Here is a 20,794-nt window from a genome sequence, read left to right as displayed (position 1 = left end):
GATTTGTTTCTATTCAGTGGCTGGCATTAAGCAACTATCAGGCCGAGACACGCGGGATGGTGTCATCACTGCGCAGGGTGAAAATCTCGTAGCCGGTGTCGGTCACCAGTAAGGTGTGCTCCCACTGGGCAGACAGCTTGCGGTCCTTGGTGATTGCCGTCCAGCCATCGCCCAGCACCTTGGTGTCGGCTTTGCCCTGGTTGATCATGGGCTCGATGGTGAAGGTCATGCCAGCTTTGAGCTCCATCCCGGTGCCTGCACGGCCGTAGTGCAGGATTTGCGGTTCTTCGTGGAACACCTTGCCAATGCCGTGACCGCAGAATTCTCGAACCACCGAGAAGCCGTTCTTTTCGGCGTGTTTCTGAATCACTTCCCCGATATCGCCTAGGCGGCAGCCTGGTTTTACGATTTCGATGGCTTTGTACATGCACTCTTGAGTCACTTGCGACAGGCGCTCGGCCCAGACCGGCACTTTGCCGACGTGGAACATACGGCTGGTGTCACCGTGATAACCGTCTTTAATCACGGTCACGTCGATGTTCAGGGTGTCGCCGTCTTTCAGCGCCTTATCACCTGGAATGCCGTGGCAAACCACGTGGTTGATCGAGGTGCAGATCGACTTAGGGAAACCTTTGTAATTGAGCGGAGCAGGAATGGCCTGTTGCACATTGACAATATAGTCATGGCAAATGCGGTCTAGCTCTTCAGTCGTGACGCCAGGTTTTACGTATTCGGCGATCATTTCCAGCACATCGGCGGCCAGTTTGCCGGCGATACGCATCTTTGCGATGTCCTCGGGGGTTTTGAGGGTGACGGTCATACAGGCTCTCTTCGCGCGTTAGCGCTCATCATCAGGATTGCGGGTGTGTGACGAGACATTACAGCTACACACCGCCATAAAAACGCGATTCTACCAGACGGTCGGCTGTAAAGATGAGCCTTGCGCCATCGCTTCTATTAATAGAGTGGGGCATTCTGGCGCTATTCCAAGCCTCGTGCAAAATGCAGGCGAGGGAAATGAGCCCTGATTTATGCTGCATTTGATCTGGTTTTTGATCTTTAGGTTTTTGATCTTGATCTACCCGCTCCTTCGGGAGGCCGAATGGAGGTTTCGCGGAGTGGGTCGACCGGCATGGATGCCGAGAGAGCTGCGCTGGCCCATGGATGGCCCGTCGCAGCGTGCCTACGTAGCGTAAACCCTTGCAGGGCAAGGGGTTGGCAATAAAATCTGAATTCGCGCTTCGTTTTTTACGCACCTTGTGGTATAAAATGCGCCGCTTTGCGGGTATAGCCCGCAGAGCACAAACCCACACACGTATCGACACGATGACCTGGGTGCCTTCAGCTTGAAGCTGCTGGTTGGTCGTTGGGATACGTGGAGGCCTAACCCGACTTACTAAGGAACTACCATGTCCCAAGTCAACATGCGCGATATGCTGAAGGCCGGTGTGCACTTCGGTCACCAAACCCGTTACTGGAACCCAAAGATGGGTAAATACATCTTTGGCGCGCGTAACAAGATCCACATCATCAACCTTGAAAAAACCCTGCCAATGTTCAACGAAGCTCTGACTTTCGTAGAGCGTCTGGCTCAGGGCAAAAACAAGATTCTGTTCGTCGGTACCAAGCGTTCCGCTGGCAAGATCGTTGCTGAAGAAGCAGCACGTTGCGGTTCGCCGTACGTGGATCACCGCTGGTTGGGCGGCATGCTCACCAACTTCAAAACCATCCGTGCTTCCATCAAGCGTCTGCGTGACCTTGAAGTTCAAGCAGAAGACGGTACTTTCGCTAAGCTGACCAAGAAAGAGGCGTTGATGCGTACTCGCGATCTGGAAAAGCTGGATCGTAGCCTGGGTGGTATCAAGGACATGGGCGGTCTGCCAGACGCTCTGTTCGTTATCGACGTTGACCACGAGCGTATCGCGATCACCGAAGCTAACAAGTTGGGTATCCCGGTTATCGGCGTTGTCGATACCAACAGCAGCCCAGAAGGCGTTGACTACATCATCCCAGGTAACGATGACGCAATCCGCGCTATCCAGCTGTACATGGGCGCGATGGCTGATGCTGTTATCCGTGGTCGTAACCACGTTGCTGGCGGCACCGACGTTTTCGTCGAAGAAGCTCCAGCTGCAGCGGTAGTTGAAGGCTGAGTAACTAACGCCTAGCGTTTACTCAGTGCGCAAAAAGGGGGCTTGGCCCCCTTTTTGCCACCTCGAAATCCATTTGTTGGACATGCTCCCGTCGTTGCTGTATCAGATTGCGGCTGGCAGGGAGCCTCGAGGCAGGCTTCACACGAATTTGAACGCCCGTTCGGTCGGGTGGAATGGTTGAAAACCTATCCAAGAGGAATTTTGAAATGGCAGAGATTACTGCAGCGTTGGTTAAAGAACTGCGTGAGCGTACCGGCGAAGGCATGATGGATTGCAAGAAAGCCTTGACCAAGGCTGGCGGCGACATCGAAAAAGCCATTGATGACATGCGTGCTTCGGGCGCCATCAAGGCTGCCAAGAAAGCAGGCAACGTTGCTGCTGAAGGCGCTATCGCTCTGAAGGAAGACGGTAAAACCGCAGTTCTGCTGGAAGTGAACTCGCAGACTGACTTCTTGGCCCTGCAGGATGATTTCAAGGCATTCGTTGCTGCCAGCATTGAAAAAGCATTTGCAGACAAACTGACTACTGTTGAGCCTCTGATCGAAGCTCAAGAAGCTGATCGTCTGGTACTGGTCGGCAAGGTTGGCGAAAACGTCAACATCCGTCGCCTGGCTCGCGTTGAAGGTGATGTGGTTGGTGGTTACCTGCACGGCAACAAGATCGGTGTAGTTGTAGCTTTGAACGGCGGCAGCGTTGAGCTGGCCAAAGACATCGCTATGCACGTTGCTGCAAGCAACCCAGAGTTCCTGCTGCCTTCGGAAGTTTCTGAAGAAGCGATCGAGCGCGAAAAAGCGGTGTTCCTGAGCCTCAATGCTGACAAGATCGCCGGCAAGCCAGAAAACATCGTTGAAAACATGATCAAAGGCCGTATCAGCAAGTTTCTGGCTGAAGCGAGCCTGGTTGAGCAAGCTTTCGTTAAAAACCCGGAAATCAAAGTTGGCGAGCTGGCTAAGAAAGCCGGTGCTGAAATCGTTTCTTTCACTTACTACAAAGTAGGTGAAGGCATCGAGAAGCCAGTAGACAACTTCGCTGAAGAAGTTGCTGCTCAGCTGGCTGCAGCCAAGCAATAAGACAGTTTTAAACTGTCGCCCCGAAGAGGCTGCCCGCTCACGCGCGCAGCCTCTTTTCAAATGGGAGAGGGTTTTACCTTCTCTTGCGGAACCGATTGATGAAGTCGTGTTCCGATGGTGCTGCTGTGCAGCGCCACGCTAGAGTAAGCGCGGGCTGAAAGTGGCCTCGCACAGATTTTTTTAAAAAAACGCGGCAGGAGAGATTCGCAATGGCTCAGCAGGGCAGTGGTTATCAAGCTCGCTATAAACGCATTCTACTCAAGCTAAGCGGCGAAGCCCTGATGGGCTCTGAAGAGTTCGGGATCGATCCCAAAGTACTCGACCGCATGGCGCTGGAAGTGGGCCAATTGGTCGGCATCGGCGTTCAGGTAGGTTTGGTGATTGGTGGTGGCAACCTGTTCCGTGGTGCTGCGCTGAGTGCGGCAGGCATGGATCGTGTCACCGGCGACCACATGGGCATGCTGGCAACTGTGATGAATGCCTTGGCCATGCGGGACGCGCTGGAACGTGCCAATATCTCTGCCATCGTAATGTCGGCTATTTCCATGGTGGGCGTGACTGATCATTACGATCGTCGTAAGGCAATGCGTCACTTGAATGCCAAGGACGTGGTGATTTTTGCAGCGGGTACTGGTAATCCGTTCTTTACCACTGACTCGGCGGCTTGCTTGCGTGCCATTGAAATCGACGCTGATGTGGTGCTTAAAGCGACCAAGGTTGACGGCGTGTATACCGCAGATCCATTTAAAGACCCGCATGCCGAGAAGTTCGATCATCTGACTTACGATGAAGTACTGGATCGCAAACTGGGTGTTATGGACCTGACGGCTATTTGCCTGTGCCGTGACCACAAAATGCCATTGCGCGTATTTAATATGAACAAGCCCGGCGCCCTGCTTAATATTGTCCATGGCGGCGCTGAAGGGACTCTGATCGAGGAAGGTCAACAATGATCAACGAAATCAAAAAAGACGCTCAAGAGCGCATGCAGAAATCGCTGGAATCGCTGGCCCATGCATTTGGCCAGATCCGTACCGGCAAGGCGCACCCAAGCATTCTGGGTAGCGTTATGGTGCCTTACTACGGCGCTGACACCCCGTTAAGCAGTGTTGCCAACGTGACCGTCAAAGACTCGCGCACCCTGCAAGTCGTGGCCTTTGAGCGCAACATGCTGGCTGCCGTCGATAAGGCTATCCAAAGCGCTGGCTTGAACCTCAATCCGACCAACTTGGGCGAATTGTTGTTGATCTCCATGCCAGCCCTGACTGAAGAAACCCGTAAAGGTTTCACCAAGCAGGCGCGCAGTGCAGCTGAAGATGCACGTGTTGCGGTGCGCAACATTCGTCGTGATGCCTTGAGCGAGCTGAAAAAGCTGGTTAAAGATAAAGCGATCAGTGAAGACGAAGAGCGTCGTGCTGCTGCCGACATTCAGAAGCTGACCGATAAGGCCGAGGCAGATATTGATGCGGCTACCAAGCAGAAAGAAGCGGACCTGATGGCCGTATAAGGGTCTGGGCGTTTTATGGAAAAGACCAAGCAGACAGAGCCATCATCGGTGCCGCGACACGTCGCGATTATCATGGATGGTAATAATCGCTGGGCGAAAAAACGCTTTATGCCGGGTGTTGCCGGGCATAAAGCGGGAGTGGATGCTGTTCGCGCAGTGATTGAAGTGTGTGTCAAGGCCAAGGTCGAGGTGCTCACTTTATTCGCGTTTTCCAGTGAAAACTGGCAGCGCCCTGCGGCTGAAGTCAGCGCCCTGATGGATTTGTTCTTCCGGGCGTTGCGTCGTGAGGCCAAGCGTCTCAATGAAAACAACATCAGCTTGCGGATCATCGGTGATCGCTCACGTTTTCATCCCGAATTGCAGGCGGCGATGCGTGAAGCGGAGCAGATGACGGCAGGGCCTGATCGCTTTGTCCTGCAGGTCGCCGCTAACTACGGCGGGCAGTGGGATATCGCGCAGGCTGCGCAACGGCTGGCGCGGGAGGTTCAGGCAGGGCATTTGCAGCCTGAAGACATCACGCCAGGCCTGTTGCAAACCTGTCTGGTCACGGGCGAGTTGCCCTTGCCTGATTTGTGCATCCGCACAGGCGGCGAGCATCGCATCAGCAACTTCTTGCTGTGGCAGTTGGCCTACTCTGAGTTGTATTTCTCCGACCTGTTCTGGCCGGACTTCAAACACGAAGCCATGCGTAATGCGTTGGCTGATTTCGCTTCTCGCCAGCGTCGTTTCGGTAAAACGAGCGAGCAGGTTGAGGCTGGAGCCCGGATTTAATGCTTAAGCAACGCATCATTACTGCACTTATATTGCTACCCATCGCCTTGTGCGGCTTTTTCCTGCTTGAAGGGGCTGGATTTGCGCTGTTTATCGGCCTAGTTGTGACCCTGGGAGCCTGGGAATGGGCGCGTCTGGCAGGCTTCGAGGCTTCGGTCGCGCGGGTTGTCTTTGCCGTGGTAGTGGCTTTGCTGCTGTTTGGGTTGTACGTTTTTCCCGATCTGGCGCCGTGGGTGTTGGGGGCGGCTGTGTTGTGGTGGGGGGCGGCGACTTGGTTGGTCCTGACCTTCCCGCAATCGGCTGAGCGCTGGTCTACTACCTCGACCAAGCTCGTTATCGGTCTGCTGATTTTGCTGCCGGCGTGGCAAGGCCTCGTGCTGATTAAGGCCATGCCGCTAGGAAATTGGCTGATCATGGCTGTTATGGTTCTGGTGTGGGGCGCCGACATTGGCGCTTACTTCTCGGGCCGAAAATTCGGCAAGCGCAAACTTGCGCCCAAAGTCAGTCCAGGCAAAAGCTGGGAAGGGGTTTTTGGTGGTCTGTTGCTGAGTTTGGTGATCACCGCTGCTGTAGGTTTTACGCGCGGCTGGAGCATCCCCGAGATGTTCGCGGCGCTGTTCGGTGCAGCAATGATTGTGTTGATTTCGGTAGTGGGCGACCTCACCGAAAGTATGTTCAAACGTCAGGCCGGTATTAAAGACAGCAGTAACCTGCTGCCTGGGCATGGAGGCGTTCTGGATCGTATTGACAGTTTGACCGCGGCGATCCCTGTATTTGCAGTACTGCTTTGGATTGCGGCGTCATGAGTCGTCCACAACAAATTACGGTTTTGGGGGCGACAGGCTCGATTGGCCTGAGCACTCTAGATGTTATTGCGCGTCACCCTGATCGCTACCAAGTCTTTGGCTTGAGCGGTTACAGCCGTCTCGCCGAGTTGCTGGCTTTGTGCGTCAAGCACATGCCGAGAGTTGCTGTTGTGCCTGATGAGCGTGCGGCCAGCCAATTGCAGGCGGGCCTTCGTTCAGCAGGCCTCAACACCGAAGTCTTGGTCGGTGAAGAGGGGTTGTGCCAGATTGCTTCGGCCCCTGAGGTTGACGCTGTGATGGCGGCAATCGTGGGTGCTGCGGGTTTGCGACCGACATTGGCGGCCGTGAATACGGGTAAGAAAATCCTACTGGCTAATAAAGAAGCGCTGGTCATGACGGGCGACCTGTTTATGCAGGCGGTGCGTCGCAGCGGTTCGGTGTTGCTGCCTATCGACAGTGAACACAACGCTATTTTTCAGTGCTTGCCACACGACTATGCCCGAGGCTTGGGCGCAGTTGGTGTGCGCCGGATTTTACTGACTGCGTCGGGCGGGCCTTTTCGTGAAACCCAGTTGGCTGATTTGCAGCATGTAACGCCGGATCAGGCGTGCGCTCATCCCAACTGGTCGATGGGGCGCAAGATTTCGGTCGATTCGGCCAGCATGATGAACAAAGGCTTGGAACTCATTGAGGCGTGCTGGTTGTTCGACGCCAAGCCGAGCCAGGTTGAGGTGGTGATCCATCCGCAAAGCGTGATCCATTCGTTGGTCGACTACGTTGACGGTTCAGTGTTGGCTCAGCTTGGCAATCCAGACATGCGTACGCCAATTGCGAATGCGTTGGCGTGGCCTGAACGGATTGATTCGGGCGTTGCGCCACTGGATCTGTTTGCCGTTGCACGCCTGGATTTTCAGCGTCCGGATGAGCAACGCTTTCCTTGTTTGCGCTTGGCTCGTGAGGCTGCGATGGCGGGCAATAGCGCGCCAGCGATGCTTAATGCAGCGAATGAGGTGGCAGTCGGGGCGTTCCTTGATGGGCGAATCCGTTATCCACAAATCGCTCATATGATTGAAGAGGTCTTGGGCAGTGAACCGGTGATTGCTCTGGACGAACTGGATGCGGTATTTGTGGTGGATGCCAAAGCGCGACTGCGGGCTGAACAGTGGTTGAGCCGTAACGGCTGACAAGTGGTACAAGTCGGAGTCGGACAGAATCGCGGAGAAAGTAGATGAGTGCGCTCTATATGATTGTTGGCACCCTAGTGGCATTGGGGGTGCTGGTCACATTTCATGAATTCGGTCACTTTTGGGTGGCGCGCCGTTGTGGCGTCAAGGTTCTGCGCTTTTCTGTGGGCTTCGGTACCCCGTTGCTGCGCTGGCATGATCGCCAGGGTACTGAGTTTGTCGTCGCTGCGATTCCGCTGGGTGGCTATGTAAAAATGCTCGACGAGCGCGAAGGCGACGTCCCGGCCGAGCAGCTCAATCAATCGTTCAATCGTAAAACGGTCGGGCAGCGTATTGCCATTGTGGCTGCTGGGCCAATTGCTAACTTCCTGTTGGCAATCGTATTTTTCTGGGTCTTGGCCATGATGGGCAGCCAGCAAGTGCGGCCGGTGATCGGTGCTGTCGAAAGCGGCAGTTTGGCAGCACAGGCAGGCTTAGTAGCGGGTCAGGAAATCGTCTCTATTGATGGCGAGCCGACCGTAGGTTGGTCGAACGTTAACCTGCAGCTGGTTCGTCGTTTGGGCGAAAGCGGCTCTATTCAAGTGTCGGTGCGCGGGCTTGGGGGCGATGTTGAGACGTCGCATCAGTTGGCGTTGCATGATTGGCTTAGAGGGGCTAACGAGCCGGATCCGATCAAGTCGCTGGGTATTCGCCCGTGGCGCCCTGAGTTACCAGCCATATTGGCTGAACTTGACCCTAATGGCCCAGCTCAAGCGGCTGGTCTTAAGACTGGTGACAAGCTTGTGGCCATGAACGGCCAATCGATCAACGATTGGCAGCAAGTTGTCGATTGGGTTCGTGTGCGCCCCGCTGCGCGCGTTGTATTAAAGGTCGAGCGTGATGGTGTAGCGGTTGATATGCCTGTCATCCTTGCGGCGCATGGAGAGGGAGACGCTGCAACCGGTTATCTGGGGGCTGGCGTCAAAGGTGTCGATTGGCCACCTGAGATGGTTCGCGAGGTCAGCTATGGCCCGCTTGCTGCGATCGGAGAGGGGGCCAAGCGCACGTGGACCATGAGCGTATTGACGCTCGATTCACTCAAGAAAATGTTGTTCGGCGAGCTCTCGGTAAAAAACTTGAGTGGACCGATAACCATTGCTAAAGTGGCGGGCGCTTCTGCCCAGTCGGGCGTTGCTGATTTCTTGAATTTCTTGGCTTATCTGAGTATTAGCCTAGGCGTTCTGAACTTGTTGCCCATTCCTGTACTGGATGGTGGGCACTTGTTGTTTTATCTGATCGAGTGGGTGCGTGGTCGCCCCTTGTCGGAACGGGTACAGGGTTGGGGGATGCAGATCGGTATCAGTTTGGTGGTTGGGGTGATGTTGCTTGCCCTGGTCAACGATCTGGGACGTCTGTAACACTTCGCTGAATTGCGAATCTGCCGCATTTTGCGGCAGTTTGTTTATTGCCAGTTGGAATAAGAAAGGACTTCATGAAACGTCTGCTGCTAACTGCGGTTCTCGCCGTACTGATGATCGCCGAAGTTCACGCCGAGTCCTTCACTATCTCTGATATTCGTGTCAACGGGCTCCAGCGGGTTTCCGCCGGCAGTGTGTTTGGTGCGCTACCGCTGAACGTGGGTGAGGTAGCGGATGACCGCCGTTTGGTGGAATCCACTCGTGCGTTGTTCAAAACCGGGTTCTTTCAGGATATCCAACTGGGTCGTGATGGCAATGTGCTTGTCATCACGGTTGTCGAGCGTCCTTCCGTCTCTAGCATCACGATTGACGGCAACAAGGCGATCTCCACTGATGACCTGATGAAAGGTCTGAAGCAATCAGGCTTGGCCGAAGGTGAAATCTTCCAGCGTGCCACCCTTGAAGGCGTGCGTAACGAACTGCAACGTCAGTATGTTGCCCAAGGCCGCTACTCGGCGACGGTAGACACCGAAGTGGTGCCAGAGCCGCGTAACCGCGTTGCCTTGAAGGTCAACATCAACGAAGGCACCGTTGCGTCTATCCAGCACATCAACGTGGTGGGTAACACTGTCTTCCCTGAAGCCGACTTGGTTGATCTTTTTGAGCTGAAAACCACCAACTGGTTGTCGTTCTTCAAGAACGATGACAAGTATGCGCGTGAAAAGCTGTCGGGTGACTTGGAGCGTCTGCGCTCCTACTACCTCGATCGCGGCTATATCAATATGGATATAGCCTCGACTCAGGTATCGATCACACCTGATAAGAAAAACGTCTACATCACCGTCAACGTGAACGAAGGCGAAAAATACAACGTAGGCGAAGTGAAGCTGAGCGGTGACCTCAAGGTCCCGGAAGATCAGATCAAGTCGCTGCTGCTGGTTCAGCCAGGCCAAGTGTTCTCGCGCAAGCTGATGACCACTACCTCCGAACTGATTACCCGTCGTCTGGGTAACGAGGGCTATACCTTTGCAAACGTGAACGGCGTGCCCCAGCCAGATCCTGAAAACCACACAGTGGCCATTACCTTTGTGGTCGATCCGGGCAAACGTGCTTACGTTAACCGTATCAACTACCGCGGCAATACCAAGTCGGCAGACGAAGTGCTGCGTCGCGAAATGCGTCAGATGGAAGGTGGCTGGGCTTCTACTTACCTGATTGATCAGTCCAAGGTTCGCCTGGAGCGTCTGGGCTTCTTCAAAGAAGTCAACGTTGAAACTCCGGCAGTGCCAGGCACTGACGACATGGTTGATGTGAACTACGCCGTTGAAGAACAAGCCTCGGGTTCGATCACTGCCAGCGTCGGTTTTGCTCAGAGCGCCGGTTTGATCTTGGGTGGCTCGATTACTCAGAACAACTTCCTGGGTACGGGTAACAAGGTCAGCATTGGCCTGACGCGTAGCGAATACCAAAGCCGTTACAACTTCAGCTACGTTGACCCGTACTGGACTGCGGATGGTGTGAGCTTGGGTTACAACGTTTTCTATCGCACCACTGACTACAAAGAGCTGGACGTTGACGTTGCCAACTACTCGGTGGACAGCTTGGGTGCTGGCGTCACCATGGGCTACCCGATCAGCGATACATCTCGTCTGACCTACGGCCTGACCGTTCAGCAGGATGAGATCAGCACCGGTCGTTACACCGTTGACGAGATCTTCGACTTCGTAAACCGTGAAGGTGACAAATATCTCAACTTTAAGGCGTCGGTTGGCTGGTCTGAATCGACTCTGAACAAGGGCGTATTGCCAACGCGTGGCAGCTCGCAGAGCTTGGTACTGGAAAGCACCATTCCTGGCAGCGACCTGCAGTTCTACAAACTGGACTATCGTGCACAGTTGTTCCAGCCGTTGACCGACACCTACACTATGCGTCTGCACACAGAGTTGGGCTATGGTGATGGTTACGGTTCTACTGAAGGTCTACCGTTCTACGAGAACTATTACGCCGGTGGTTTCAACTCGGTACGTGGTTTTAAAGACAGTGCCTTGGGCCCGCGCAGTACGCCAAGTACGGGTAAAAACCCTGGCACCATCGCTGACCCGGACCAAGACCCGCTACCGTTCGGTGGTAACGTACTGATTCAGGGTGGTGTAGAAGTTCTGTTCCCAATGCCGTTTGTGAAAGACCAGCGTTCCTTGCGCACCTCCGTATTCTGGGATGTGGGTAACGTGTTCGACACCAACTGCAAGGGCGATACCAAAAATTGCGACATCAGCTTTAGCAATATGGCCAGTTCTGTCGGTGTTGGCGTGACATGGGTGACTGCGCTTGGTCCGCTGAGCTTCAGCTTGGCCATGCCAATCAAGAAACCGGATGACGCAGACACTCAAGTGTTCCAATTCTCCCTCGGTCAGACTTTCTAAAAGCCTGACTTTAGATACAGACAACGGATTTTTTAGGGGTGCATCGTGCGTAAGTTGACTCAATTGGTTCTCCTGGCTTCGCTGTTGGCAGCAGGTCCAGCTTTTGCTGACATGAAAATTGCTGTACTGAACTATCAAATGGCACTGCTCGAATCGGACGCTGCCAAGCGTTACGCAGTAGATGCCGAGAAGAAGTTCGGTCCTCAACTGACCAAGCTGAAAACCTTGGAAAGCAGTGCCAAGGGTATTCAAGACCGCCTGGTAAGCGGCGGCGACAAGATGCAGCAAGGCGAGCGTGAGCGTTTGGAGCTTGAATTCAAGCAAAAGGCCCGTGACTTCCAGTTCCAGTCTAAAGAACTGAACGAAGCCAAAGCGGTTGCTGACCGTGAAATGCTGAAGCAGCTGAAGCCAAAACTGGACAGCGCTGTTGAAGAAGTGATCAAGAAAGGCGCCTTTGACCTGGTGTTCGAGCGTGGTGCTGTGATTGATGTTAAGCCTCAGTACGACATCACTCGCCAAGTCATCGAGCGCATGAACCAGCTGAAGTAATTATGAGCACGACTATAAAGCTCGGCCAATTGGCCGAGTTCCTCGGAGCCACCTTGTGTGGTTCTGCGGAGAAAGAAATTACTGGGCTGGCCACTTTACAAGAGGCCGGCCCAGCTCAGTTGAGCTTTCTGGCTAATCCCCAATACCGTAAATACCTCGTTGATTGCCATGCAGGAGCTGTATTGCTCAAGGCAGGCGATGCTCAGGAATACGTCGGGGATGCGCTGGTTGTGCCCGATCCTTATTTGGCTTATGCCCGAATTTCCCATTTGTTCGATCCCAAACCTAAAGCGCCTGCCGGGGTTCATCCGACGGCGGTGATTGCGGATGATGCGGTGGTCGATGCTTTGGCCAGCATTGGTCCGTTTGTGGTGATCGAAAGCGGTGCGCGAATTGCGGCTGGTGTCACCTTGGGTGCACATTGCTTTATCGGTGCTCGCAGTTCGATCGGTGAGGGTGGTTGGTTGGCCCCTCGGGTCACCCTCTATCACGATGTGCATATTGGCAAGCGTGTGGTCATTCAGTCGGGTGCTGTGCTGGGTGGTGAAGGTTTTGGTTTCGCCAACGAGAAAGGTGTCTGGCAGAAAATTGCCCAAATTGGTGGTGTCACCTTGGGCGATGATGTCGAAATAGGCGTTAACACCGCCATCGATCGTGGCGCCTTGGCCGACACACTAATTGGTAACGGCGTCAAACTGGATAACCAGATCCAAATCGCGCACAACGTTCAAATCGGTGACCATACGGCGATGGCCGCCTGTGTGGGGATCTCCGGCAGCACTAAAATCGGCAAGCATTGTATGTTGGCGGGTGGTGTTGGTTTGGTAGGTCACATTGAAGTATGTGACAACGTGTTCTTGACTGGCATGACGATGGTGACTCATTCGATCACCGAGCCAGGAGCCTATTCTTCCGGTACTGCTATGCAGCCGGCTGCCGAGTGGCGCAAAAGTGCTGCACGTATTCGTCAGTTGGATGACATTGCAAGACGGCTTAAGCATCTGGAAAAGCGCGTCGGGGAAGTGACCCCGAACGGTAAAGCTTCTTCAGAGGGCTAGTACATTTTCCATATCAAGAGTGCATAGCCACTGGTTTGCTTCCTTGATTTGCTAGAGGAGCGCGCCTTAGTCGCGCGCGCCCAATCTTTATTACAGGCTTCCCCACGAAATGATGGACATCAACGAGATTCGCGAATATCTGCCCCACCGTTACCCTTTCCTGCTGGTGGACCGGGTGGTGGATCTGGATGTCGAGAACAAGCGCATTCGTGCTTACAAGAATGTCAGCATCAACGAACCTTTCTTCAACGGTCACTTCCCGGCGCACCCTATCATGCCCGGCGTATTGATCATTGAAGCCATGGCTCAGGCAGCTGGCATCCTGGGTTTCAAGATGCTGGACGTTAAACCAGCGGACGGCACACTCTATTATTTCGTAGGTTCTGACAAACTGCGTTTCCGCCAGCCCGTGCTGCCAGGTGATCAACTGATCCTTGAAGCCAAGTTCCTGAGCTGCAAGCGCTCTATCTGGAAGTTTGAGTGCCAGGCATCGGTTGACGGCAAGCCGGTGTGCTCGGCTGAAATTATCTGTGCGGAACGCAAACTATGAGTTTGATTGACCCTCGCGCAATCATCGATCCGACGGCCATTTTGGCCGACGACGTCGAGGTCGGCCCGTGGTCGATCATCGGCGCAGGTGTGGAAATCGGCGAGGGGACTGTGATTGGGCCGCATGTGATTCTCAAAGGCCCAACCAGGATCGGTAAACACAATCGTATCTACCAGTTTTCTTCGGTAGGCGAGGACACACCTGATCTGAAGTACAAGGGCGAAGAAACGCGCCTGGTGATCGGTGATCACAACGTGATTCGTGAGGGCGTCACCATCCACCGTGGCACGGTCCAAGACCGTTCCGAAACGACGCTGGGTGATCACAACTTGGTGATGGCTTATGCCCACATCGGGCATGACAGCGTCATCGGCAATCACTGCATTTTGGTCAATAACGCCGCGTTGGCTGGCCATGTGCATATGGGTGATTGGGCGATTCTGTCGGGTTTTACGCTGGTCCATCAATTCTGTCATATCGGCGCACATAGCTTCTCGGGTATGGGCACTGCTATTGGCAAGGACGTTCCGGCATTTGTCACCGTGTTCGGCAGCCCTGCCGAGGCCCGCAGCATGAACTTTGAAGGCATGCGTCGCCGGGGTTTCAGTGATGAAGCCATTCATGCCCTGCGTAGAGCCTACAAAGTAGTTTATCGACAAGGTCTGACGGTTGATCAGGCGCTTGCCGAACTCGCCGAACCTGCTGTGCAATTTCCTGAAGTTGCGATGTTTGTCGAATCTATCCGTTCCTCCACTCGCGGCATTACGCGCTAGTCATGGCTAGATTGCGTATTGCGCTGGTGGCAGGCGAAGCCTCTGGTGACATTCTGGGTTCAGGGCTGATGCGGGCGCTTAAAGCTCAGCATCCAGATATCGAATTTATGGGCGTTGGCGGGCCATTGATGGAAGCTGAGGGCATGACCTCTTACTTCCCGATGGAGCGTTTATCAGTGATGGGGCTGGTTGAAGTCCTTGGCCGTTTGCGCGAACTGCTCAAGCGCCGCAAAGCACTGGTGCAAACGCTGATTGCTGAAAAGCCTGATGTTTTTATCGGTATCGATGCCCCTGACTTCACCCTCAATATCGAACTCCAATTACGCCGTGCCGGGATCAAAACCGTTCACTACGTGAGCCCGTCTGTTTGGGCCTGGCGTCAGAAACGGGTGCTGAAAATCCGCGAAGGCTGCGATTTGATGCTGACGCTGTTTCCGTTTGAAGCCAAATTCTATGAAGAAAAGGGCGTTCCGGTACGGTTTGTCGGGCACTCATTGGCTGATGCCATTCCGCTTGAAGCTGATCGTGCGGCGGCCCGTGCTGAGTTGGGCTTGCCTGATGGGCCGTTAGTGGCGTTGATGCCGGGCAGTCGTGGCGGTGAGGTCGGCAAGTTGGGTGGCTTGTTTCTGGATGCCGCGCAGAAAATTCGCGAGGCGCGGCCCGAAGTACGTTTTGTCCTGCCGTGCGCAGGTCATGCGCGGCGTATCCAGATTGAGCAACTGCTGGTCGGCCGTGATTTACCCGTGACGTTGCTCGATGGCAAGTCACACGTGGCGCTGGCCGCCTGCGATGCGGTGCTGATAGCGTCGGGTACTGCCACCCTAGAGGCGCTGCTGTACAAGCGTCCCATGGTCGTCGCTTATCGTCTCTCGTCGTTGACGTTCTGGATTCTCAAGCGTTTGGTTAAAAGCCCTTACGTGTCACTGCCTAACTTGTTGGCTCAACGGCTGCTGGTGCCAGAGTTGTTGCAAGATGCGGCGACTCCCGAGGCGCTGGCTGAAACCCTGCTGCCTTTGCTGGACAGTGGCGAAGAGCAAACCCGTGGCTTCGATGAGATCCATCGAACCTTGCGTCTAGACGCTTCTAATCAGGCCGCAGATGCGGTACTGGGTCTGATCGCAACATCCAAATGAGTACAGTGAATATGCAAATCGGATTGGACTTCAATCTGGTTAATCAGGTCGACGACCTGGTTGCCGGTGTTGATGAAGTCGGCCGTGGCCCGTTATGCGGCGCCGTGGTCACGGCAGCAGTGATACTCGATCCTGCGCGTCCTATCGCGGGGCTTAACGACTCCAAGAAGCTCACCGAGGCACGTCGCGAAAAACTCTTCGACGAAATCTGTGAAAAAGCATTGAGCTGGCATATCGCTCGGGCTGAAGTCGAGGAAATCGACGAACTGAATATTCTGCATGCCACGATGTTGGCCATGCAGCGCGCGGTGGAGGGGCTGAGCATTACCCCTAAACTGGCGATGATCGACGGCAATCGCTGCCCCAAATTGGCCATGCCTGCTGAGGCAGTGGTTAAAGGCGACAGTAAAGTGCCTGCCATTGCCGCGGCTTCAATTCTGGCCAAGGTCAGCCGTGACCGTGAGATGGCGGCATTCGAGTTGCAATATCCTGGCTACGGCATTGGCGGTCATAAGGGTTACCCGACGACCGTCCATCTGGAGGCGCTTGAACGTCTGGGCCCGACACCGATTCATCGGCGATCGTTTGGTCCGGTTCGCCGCGCCTATGAGGCCCTCGAAGGTCTTGCCAAGGTTTAGCCTCAAGGCTGATGTTTTTGCCAAGGCCCGGTACAATCCGGGCCTTGTTGTTTCCCAAAGCTTATAGACAGGATCACCATGCCGGCTTCATTCGTTCACCTGCGCCTGCACACTGAATACTCCCTGGTCGATGGCCTGGTGCGGATCAAACCGCTGATCAAAACCCTGGCCGGCATGAATATGCCCGCCGTGGCTGTGACCGATCAGAACAACATGTGCTCCCTCGTCAAATTTTATAAAGCCGCCATGGGCGGTGGGATCAAGCCGATTTGCGGTGCTGATCTGTGGCTGTCGAACAAAGACCCGGACAACCCGCTGAGCCGTATCAGCCTGTTGGCAATGAATGCCGTGGGTTATCGCAATCTGACCGAGCTGATTTCGCGTGGTTTCATCGACGGCCAGCGCAACGGTCAGGTGATTATCGAGCGCGAGTGGGTGGCTGAAGCTGCTGACGGCTTGATCATGCTCTCGGCGGCCAAAGAGGGCGAAATCGGTCTTGCACTGCTCAGTGGTAATGCCGATGAGGCGCAAGTACTGGCCCGTGAATGGATGGCGGTGTTCCCGGACCGTTTTTACCTCGAAGTACAGCGCACTAAGCGTCCCAATGACGAAGAGCATCTGCATGCGGCTGTGGCGCTGGCCGACGCAATCGGCGCGCCATTGGTGGCAACTAACGATGTGCGCTTCCTCAAGCAGCAGGACTTCGAAGCTCACGAAACTCGCGTGTGCATCGGCGAAGGTCGTGCCCTTGATGACCCGCGTCGCTCCAAGAACTACAGCGATCAGCAGTACCTGAAAAGTGCCGAAGAAATGGCCGAGCTGTTCAGTGACCTGCCCGAGGCGCTTGAGAACTCGGTCGAAATCGCCAAGCGCTGCAACATTGACGTCAAGCTGGGCACTCACTTTTTGCCCAACTTTCCGATTCCCGATGGCATGACCATCGATGAGTATTTCCGCAAAGTGTCGTTTGACGGTCTGGAAGACCGCCTCAGCGTTCTGCTGCCCAAAGACACCACCGAGGATTACGACGCCAAGCGTCAGGTGTACGTCGATCGACTGAATTTCGAGCTGGATATCATCATCCAGATGGGGTTCCCCGGTTACTTCCTGATCGTAATGGACTTTATCCAGTGGGCTAAAAGCAACGGCGTGCCCGTGGGGCCTGGCCGGGGCTCGGGTGCCGGGTCGCTGGTGGCTTATGTGCAGAAGATTACTGACCTTGATCCGTTGGAATACGACCTGCTGTTTGAACGATTCCTTAACCCGGAACGGGTATCGATGCCCGACTTCGACGTCGACTTCTGCATGGATGGTCGCGACCGGGTCATTGAATATGTGGCGCAGAAGTATGGCCGCAACGCGGTAAGCCAGATCATCACCTTTGGTTCGATGGCGGCGAAGGCAGTAATCCGCGACGTGGCGCGCGTTCAAGGTAAGTCTTATGGCTTGGCTGACCGTCTGTCGAAGATGATTCCGTTCGAAGTCGGCATGACCCTCGAAAAAGCCTTCGAGCAGGAAGAGATCCTGCGTGACTTCATCAAAGTCGATGAAGAAGCTGCCGAAATCTGGGAAATGGCGCGCAAGCTTGAGGGCGTTGTGCGTAACGTGGGTAAGCACGCCGGTGGTGTGGTTATCGCACCGACTAAACTGACTGACTTTTCGCCGATTTATTGCGACGAAGAGGGCGGTGGTCTGGTGACCCAGTTCGACAAGGATGACGTTGAGTCGGCTGGGCTGGTGAAGTTTGACTTCCTGGGTCTGCGGACCCTGACCGTTATCGACTGGGCGCTGAAAACCATCAACCGCGATCGCGCCAAGGTCAATGAAGCGCCGCTGGACATCGCCTTCATCCCGCTGGACGACAAACCAACCTATCAGTTGTTGCAAAAGGCTGAGACCACTGCGGTGTTCCAGCTTGAGTCGCGGGGTATGAAAGAGCTGATCAAAAAGCTCAAGCCCGACTGCTTGGAAGACTTGATCGCACTGGTGGCTCTGTTCCGTCCGGGGCCCCTGCAATCAGGCATGGTTGATGACTTTATCAACCGTAAGCACGGCCGCGCCGAACTGGCGTACCCGCACTCGGACTACCAGTACGAAGGCCTCAAGCCGGTATTGGCGCCGACGTACGGCATCATCCTGTACCAAGAACAAGTGATGCAGATTGCGCAGGTCATGGCCGGTTATACCCTCGGCGGCGCTGACATGCTACGTCGCGCCATGGGTAAGAAAAAACCCGAAGAAATGGCCAAGCAGCGCGGCGGTTTCATCGAAGGGTGTGGCAACAACAATATTGATGCTGACCTGGCCGGTAACATTTTCGACCTGGTAGAAAAGTTCGCCGGTTATGGCTTTAACAAATCCCACTCCGCCGCCTATGGTTTGGTGTCGTACCAGACGGCCTGGCTGAAAACCCATTACCCGGCGCCTTTTATGGCCGCGGTACTGTCGGCAGATATGCACAACACCGACAAGGTTGTGACCTTGATCGAAGAAATTCGCACCATGAAGCTGCGTCTTGACGCCCCGGATGTGAATGCTTCGGAGTTTAAGTTCACGGTTAACGATGAGGGTCGCATCATTTATGGCCTCGGTGCGATCAAAGGGGTTGGCGAGGGGCCGGTTGAGGCCATAACCGAAGCGCGCAAGGACGGTCCGTTTACTGACTTGTTCGATTTCTGCGCGCGTGTCGACCTTAAACGTATTAATAAGCGCACCCTCGACGGTTTGATCCGCAGTGGCGCCCTAGATCGACTGGGGCCTTTCTTCTATGACGAACCCAAGGCTTACCAAACGCACATCGACCAGAACCGAGCCGTGTTGCTCACAGCGATGGAAGAGGCGATCAAGGCGGCTGAGCAAACAGCGAGAACCCATGACAGCGGGCATGCCGACTTGTTCGGCGGGTTGTTTGTCGAGGTAGACGCGGATGTCTATGCGAACCATCGCAAGGCAAAGGAACTGACGCTTAAAGAGCGCTTAAAGGGTGAGAAAGATACCCTTGGGCTCTACCTGACCGGTCACCCAATTGACGAGTACGAAGGTGAGATTCGCCGTTTTGCCCGTCAGCGCATCATTGACCTAAAGCCTGCACGAGACACACAGACCGTCGCGGGCATGATCATCGCGTTGCGGGTGATGAAGAACAAAAAAGGCGACAAGATGGGCTTCATCACCCTTGACGACCGTTCAGGGCGGATTGAAGCGTCGCTTTTTGCTGAGGCCTTCCATTCGGCGCAATCGTTGTTGCAGACTGATGCCATGGTGGTGGTAGAAGGCGAAGTCAGTAACGACGATTTCTCCGGTGGCTTGCGCCTGCGGGTCAAGCGGGTGATGAGCATGGAAGAAGCGCGTACCAGCTTGGCTGAAAGCCTGCGTCTGAAGGTGACGCAAACTGCGCTCAAAGGCGATCAACTGCGTGTGCTGGGTGATTTGTTCAAGAAACATCGTGGGGCCTGCCCGATCACCATGGACTACACCGGCGAAGACGCCAAGGCCATGTTGCAGTTTGGCGATACCTGGCGAATTGATCCGGCAGACAGCCTGATTCAAGCCTTGCGTGACCAGTTCGGGAAAGACAACGTCTTCCTCCAATACCGTTGACGGTCAGGGGCGATTAGCGCGCCCTGACCTTGACCTGAATTTTTAATCTCGACCTGAGAGCGCCTGTCCCTTAAGGTAGGCGCGATACAGATCAACCGGCTGCCCCAGTCAGGTTGGAATCACCAGCAAATGCTGGGCTTCGAACCCACTGGCATGCTTTGCCGCCGACCCAAGACGGATGCTTATGAACCCGAATTTTCTTGATTTCGAACAGCCGATTGCTGACCTGCAAGCCAAAATCGAAGAGTTGCGCTTGGTCGGTAATGACAATTCGCTGAACATCAGCGATGAAATCTCTCGCCTGCAAGACAAAAGCAAAACGCTGACTGAAGATATTTTCGGCAAACTGACCAGCTGGCAAATTGCTCGCTTGGCCCGTCACCCGCGTCGTCCTTACACCCTGGACTACATTGATCACATCTTCACTGAGTTCGATGAGCTACACGGCGACCGCCATTTCTCTGATGACGCTGCCATCGTTGGCGGTATTGCGCGTCTTGATGACCAGCCAGTAATGGTTATTGGTCATCAGAAAGGTCGTGAAGTCCGTGAGAAGGTCCGCCGTAACTTCGGTATGCCGCGCCCTGAAGGCTATCGTAAAGCCTGCCGTTTGATGGAAATGGCTGAGCGTTTCAAAATGCCAATCCTGACGTTCATCGACACCCCTGGCGCTTATCCTGGTATCGACGCAGAAGAGCGCAACCAGAGTGAAGCGATTGCCTGGAACCTGCGGGTGATGGCGCGTTTGAAAACGCCGATCATCGCCACTGTTATTGGTGAAGGCGGCTCGGGTGGTGCATTGGCGATTGGCGTTTGCGATCAGTTGAACATGCTTCAGTACTCGACTTACGCGGTGATCTCGCCAGAAGGTTGCGCATCGATTCTTTGGAAAACTGCTGAAAAAGCGCCGGACGCAGCAGAAGCCATGGGCATTACCGCTGAGCGCCTCAAAGGCCTAGGTATTGTTGACAAGGTGATCACTGAGCCATTGGGCGGCGCGCATCGCGACCCGTCGGCAGCGTCTGCGACCATTCGTAGCGAACTGGCATCGCAGTTGGATATGCTGAAAAAGCTGGACACCGAAACCTTGCTCAAGCGTCGTTATGACCGCCTGATGAGCTACGGCCTCTGATTTAAAGCAAGCCCTCACCCTAGCCCTCTCCCTCCGGGAGAGGGCTAGGG

General features: G+C 54.7%; 18 protein-coding genes. 17 read left to right on the top strand and 1 reads right to left on the bottom strand.

The genetic code is table 11. The features are described 5' to 3' along the window. Window positions 1-37: 37 nt before the first annotated feature. Window positions 38-820, bottom strand: a complete 783-nt coding sequence (gene map, locus B347_RS0120640) for a type I methionyl aminopeptidase (protein WP_019411595.1) — start codon at window positions 818-820, stop codon at window positions 38-40. Between the two features lie 589 nt (window positions 821-1,409). On the opposite strand from map, the gene rpsB reads away from it, so the two are divergent. The 17 genes from rpsB (at window position 1,410) to B347_RS0120550 (ending at window position 20,744) form a co-directional block, all read left to right on the top strand. Continuing rightward, window positions 1,410-2,153, top strand: a complete 744-nt coding sequence (rpsB, locus tag B347_RS0120630; RefSeq protein ID WP_019411593.1) for a 30S ribosomal protein S2 — start codon at window positions 1,410-1,412, stop codon at window positions 2,151-2,153. 206 nt (window positions 2,154-2,359) lie between these two features. Beyond that, a complete protein-coding gene (gene tsf / locus B347_RS0120625) occupies window positions 2,360-3,223 on the top strand; it encodes a translation elongation factor Ts (protein ID WP_019411592.1) in 864 nt (287 codons plus the stop codon). Between the two features lie 209 nt (window positions 3,224-3,432). Continuing rightward, a complete protein-coding gene (gene pyrH, locus B347_RS0120620) occupies window positions 3,433-4,176 on the top strand; it encodes a UMP kinase (RefSeq protein ID WP_003440426.1) in 744 nt (247 codons plus the stop codon). After that, a complete protein-coding gene (gene frr, locus B347_RS0120615; protein ID WP_019411591.1) occupies window positions 4,173-4,730 on the top strand; it encodes a ribosome recycling factor in 558 nt (185 codons plus the stop codon). Before pyrH ends, frr begins: the two co-directional genes overlap by 4 nt. Before the next feature lie 15 nt (window positions 4,731-4,745). Beyond that, a complete protein-coding gene (uppS, locus tag B347_RS0120610; RefSeq protein WP_019411590.1) occupies window positions 4,746-5,501 on the top strand; it encodes a polyprenyl diphosphate synthase in 756 nt (251 codons plus the stop codon). Then, a complete protein-coding gene (locus B347_RS0120605) occupies window positions 5,501-6,307 on the top strand; it encodes a phosphatidate cytidylyltransferase (protein WP_019411589.1) in 807 nt (268 codons plus the stop codon). The genes uppS and B347_RS0120605 overlap by 1 nt, the downstream gene beginning before the upstream one ends. Then, window positions 6,304-7,491: a 1-deoxy-D-xylulose-5-phosphate reductoisomerase gene (ispC, locus tag B347_RS0120600; RefSeq protein WP_019411588.1), complete on the top strand. Its 1,188-nt coding sequence runs from the start codon at window positions 6,304-6,306 to the stop codon at window positions 7,489-7,491. Before B347_RS0120605 ends, ispC begins: the two co-directional genes overlap by 4 nt. A 44-nt stretch (window positions 7,492-7,535) precedes the next feature. After that, window positions 7,536-8,888: a sigma E protease regulator RseP gene (rseP, locus tag B347_RS0120595; protein WP_019411587.1), complete on the top strand. Its 1,353-nt coding sequence runs from the start codon at window positions 7,536-7,538 to the stop codon at window positions 8,886-8,888. 74 nt (window positions 8,889-8,962) lie between these two features. Next, complete coding sequence (gene bamA / locus B347_RS0120590; RefSeq protein WP_019411586.1) at window positions 8,963-11,311, top strand: outer membrane protein assembly factor BamA; 2,349 nt, start codon at window positions 8,963-8,965, stop codon at window positions 11,309-11,311. 45 nt (window positions 11,312-11,356) lie between these two features. Next, a complete protein-coding gene (locus B347_RS0120585; protein ID WP_019411585.1) occupies window positions 11,357-11,860 on the top strand; it encodes an OmpH family outer membrane protein in 504 nt (167 codons plus the stop codon). Next, window positions 11,860-12,918 carry a UDP-3-O-(3-hydroxymyristoyl)glucosamine N-acyltransferase gene (lpxD, locus tag B347_RS0120580; protein ID WP_192812402.1) on the top strand — a complete coding sequence of 353 codons (1,059 nt, stop codon included), beginning with the start codon at window positions 11,860-11,862 and terminating at the stop codon, window positions 12,916-12,918. The genes B347_RS0120585 and lpxD overlap by 1 nt, the downstream gene beginning before the upstream one ends. 109 nt (window positions 12,919-13,027) lie before the next feature. Next, window positions 13,028-13,468 (top strand): 3-hydroxyacyl-ACP dehydratase FabZ, encoded by a 441-nt coding sequence (fabZ, locus tag B347_RS0120575; protein ID WP_019411583.1) that lies wholly within the window; start codon window positions 13,028-13,030, stop codon window positions 13,466-13,468. After that, window positions 13,465-14,241, top strand: a complete 777-nt coding sequence (gene lpxA / locus B347_RS0120570; protein WP_019411582.1) for an acyl-ACP--UDP-N-acetylglucosamine O-acyltransferase — start codon at window positions 13,465-13,467, stop codon at window positions 14,239-14,241. The genes fabZ and lpxA overlap by 4 nt, the downstream gene beginning before the upstream one ends. A 2-nt stretch (window positions 14,242-14,243) precedes the next feature. Continuing rightward, window positions 14,244-15,374 carry a lipid-A-disaccharide synthase gene (gene lpxB, locus B347_RS0120565; protein ID WP_019411581.1) on the top strand — a complete coding sequence of 377 codons (1,131 nt, stop codon included), beginning with the start codon at window positions 14,244-14,246 and terminating at the stop codon, window positions 15,372-15,374. A gap of 11 nt (window positions 15,375-15,385) precedes the next feature. Next, on the top strand, window positions 15,386-16,012 hold the full coding sequence (rnhB, locus tag B347_RS0120560; RefSeq protein WP_019411580.1) for a ribonuclease HII: 627 nt from the start codon (window positions 15,386-15,388) through the stop codon (window positions 16,010-16,012). A gap of 78 nt (window positions 16,013-16,090) precedes the next feature. Then, window positions 16,091-19,612 (top strand): DNA polymerase III subunit alpha, encoded by a 3,522-nt coding sequence (gene dnaE, locus B347_RS0120555; protein WP_019411579.1) that lies wholly within the window; start codon window positions 16,091-16,093, stop codon window positions 19,610-19,612. Between the two features lie 184 nt (window positions 19,613-19,796). After that, entirely contained in the window at window positions 19,797-20,744 is a 948-nt protein-coding gene (locus B347_RS0120550) for an acetyl-CoA carboxylase carboxyltransferase subunit alpha (protein ID WP_019411578.1), read from the top strand. Window positions 20,745-20,794 lie beyond the last annotated feature (50 nt).

The organism is Pseudomonas psychrophila HA-4, assembly GCF_000282975.1.
Lineage (GTDB): Bacteria > Pseudomonadota > Gammaproteobacteria > Pseudomonadales > Pseudomonadaceae > Aquipseudomonas > Aquipseudomonas psychrophila_A.
This window is presented reverse-complemented; position numbering and strand designations above follow the sequence as displayed.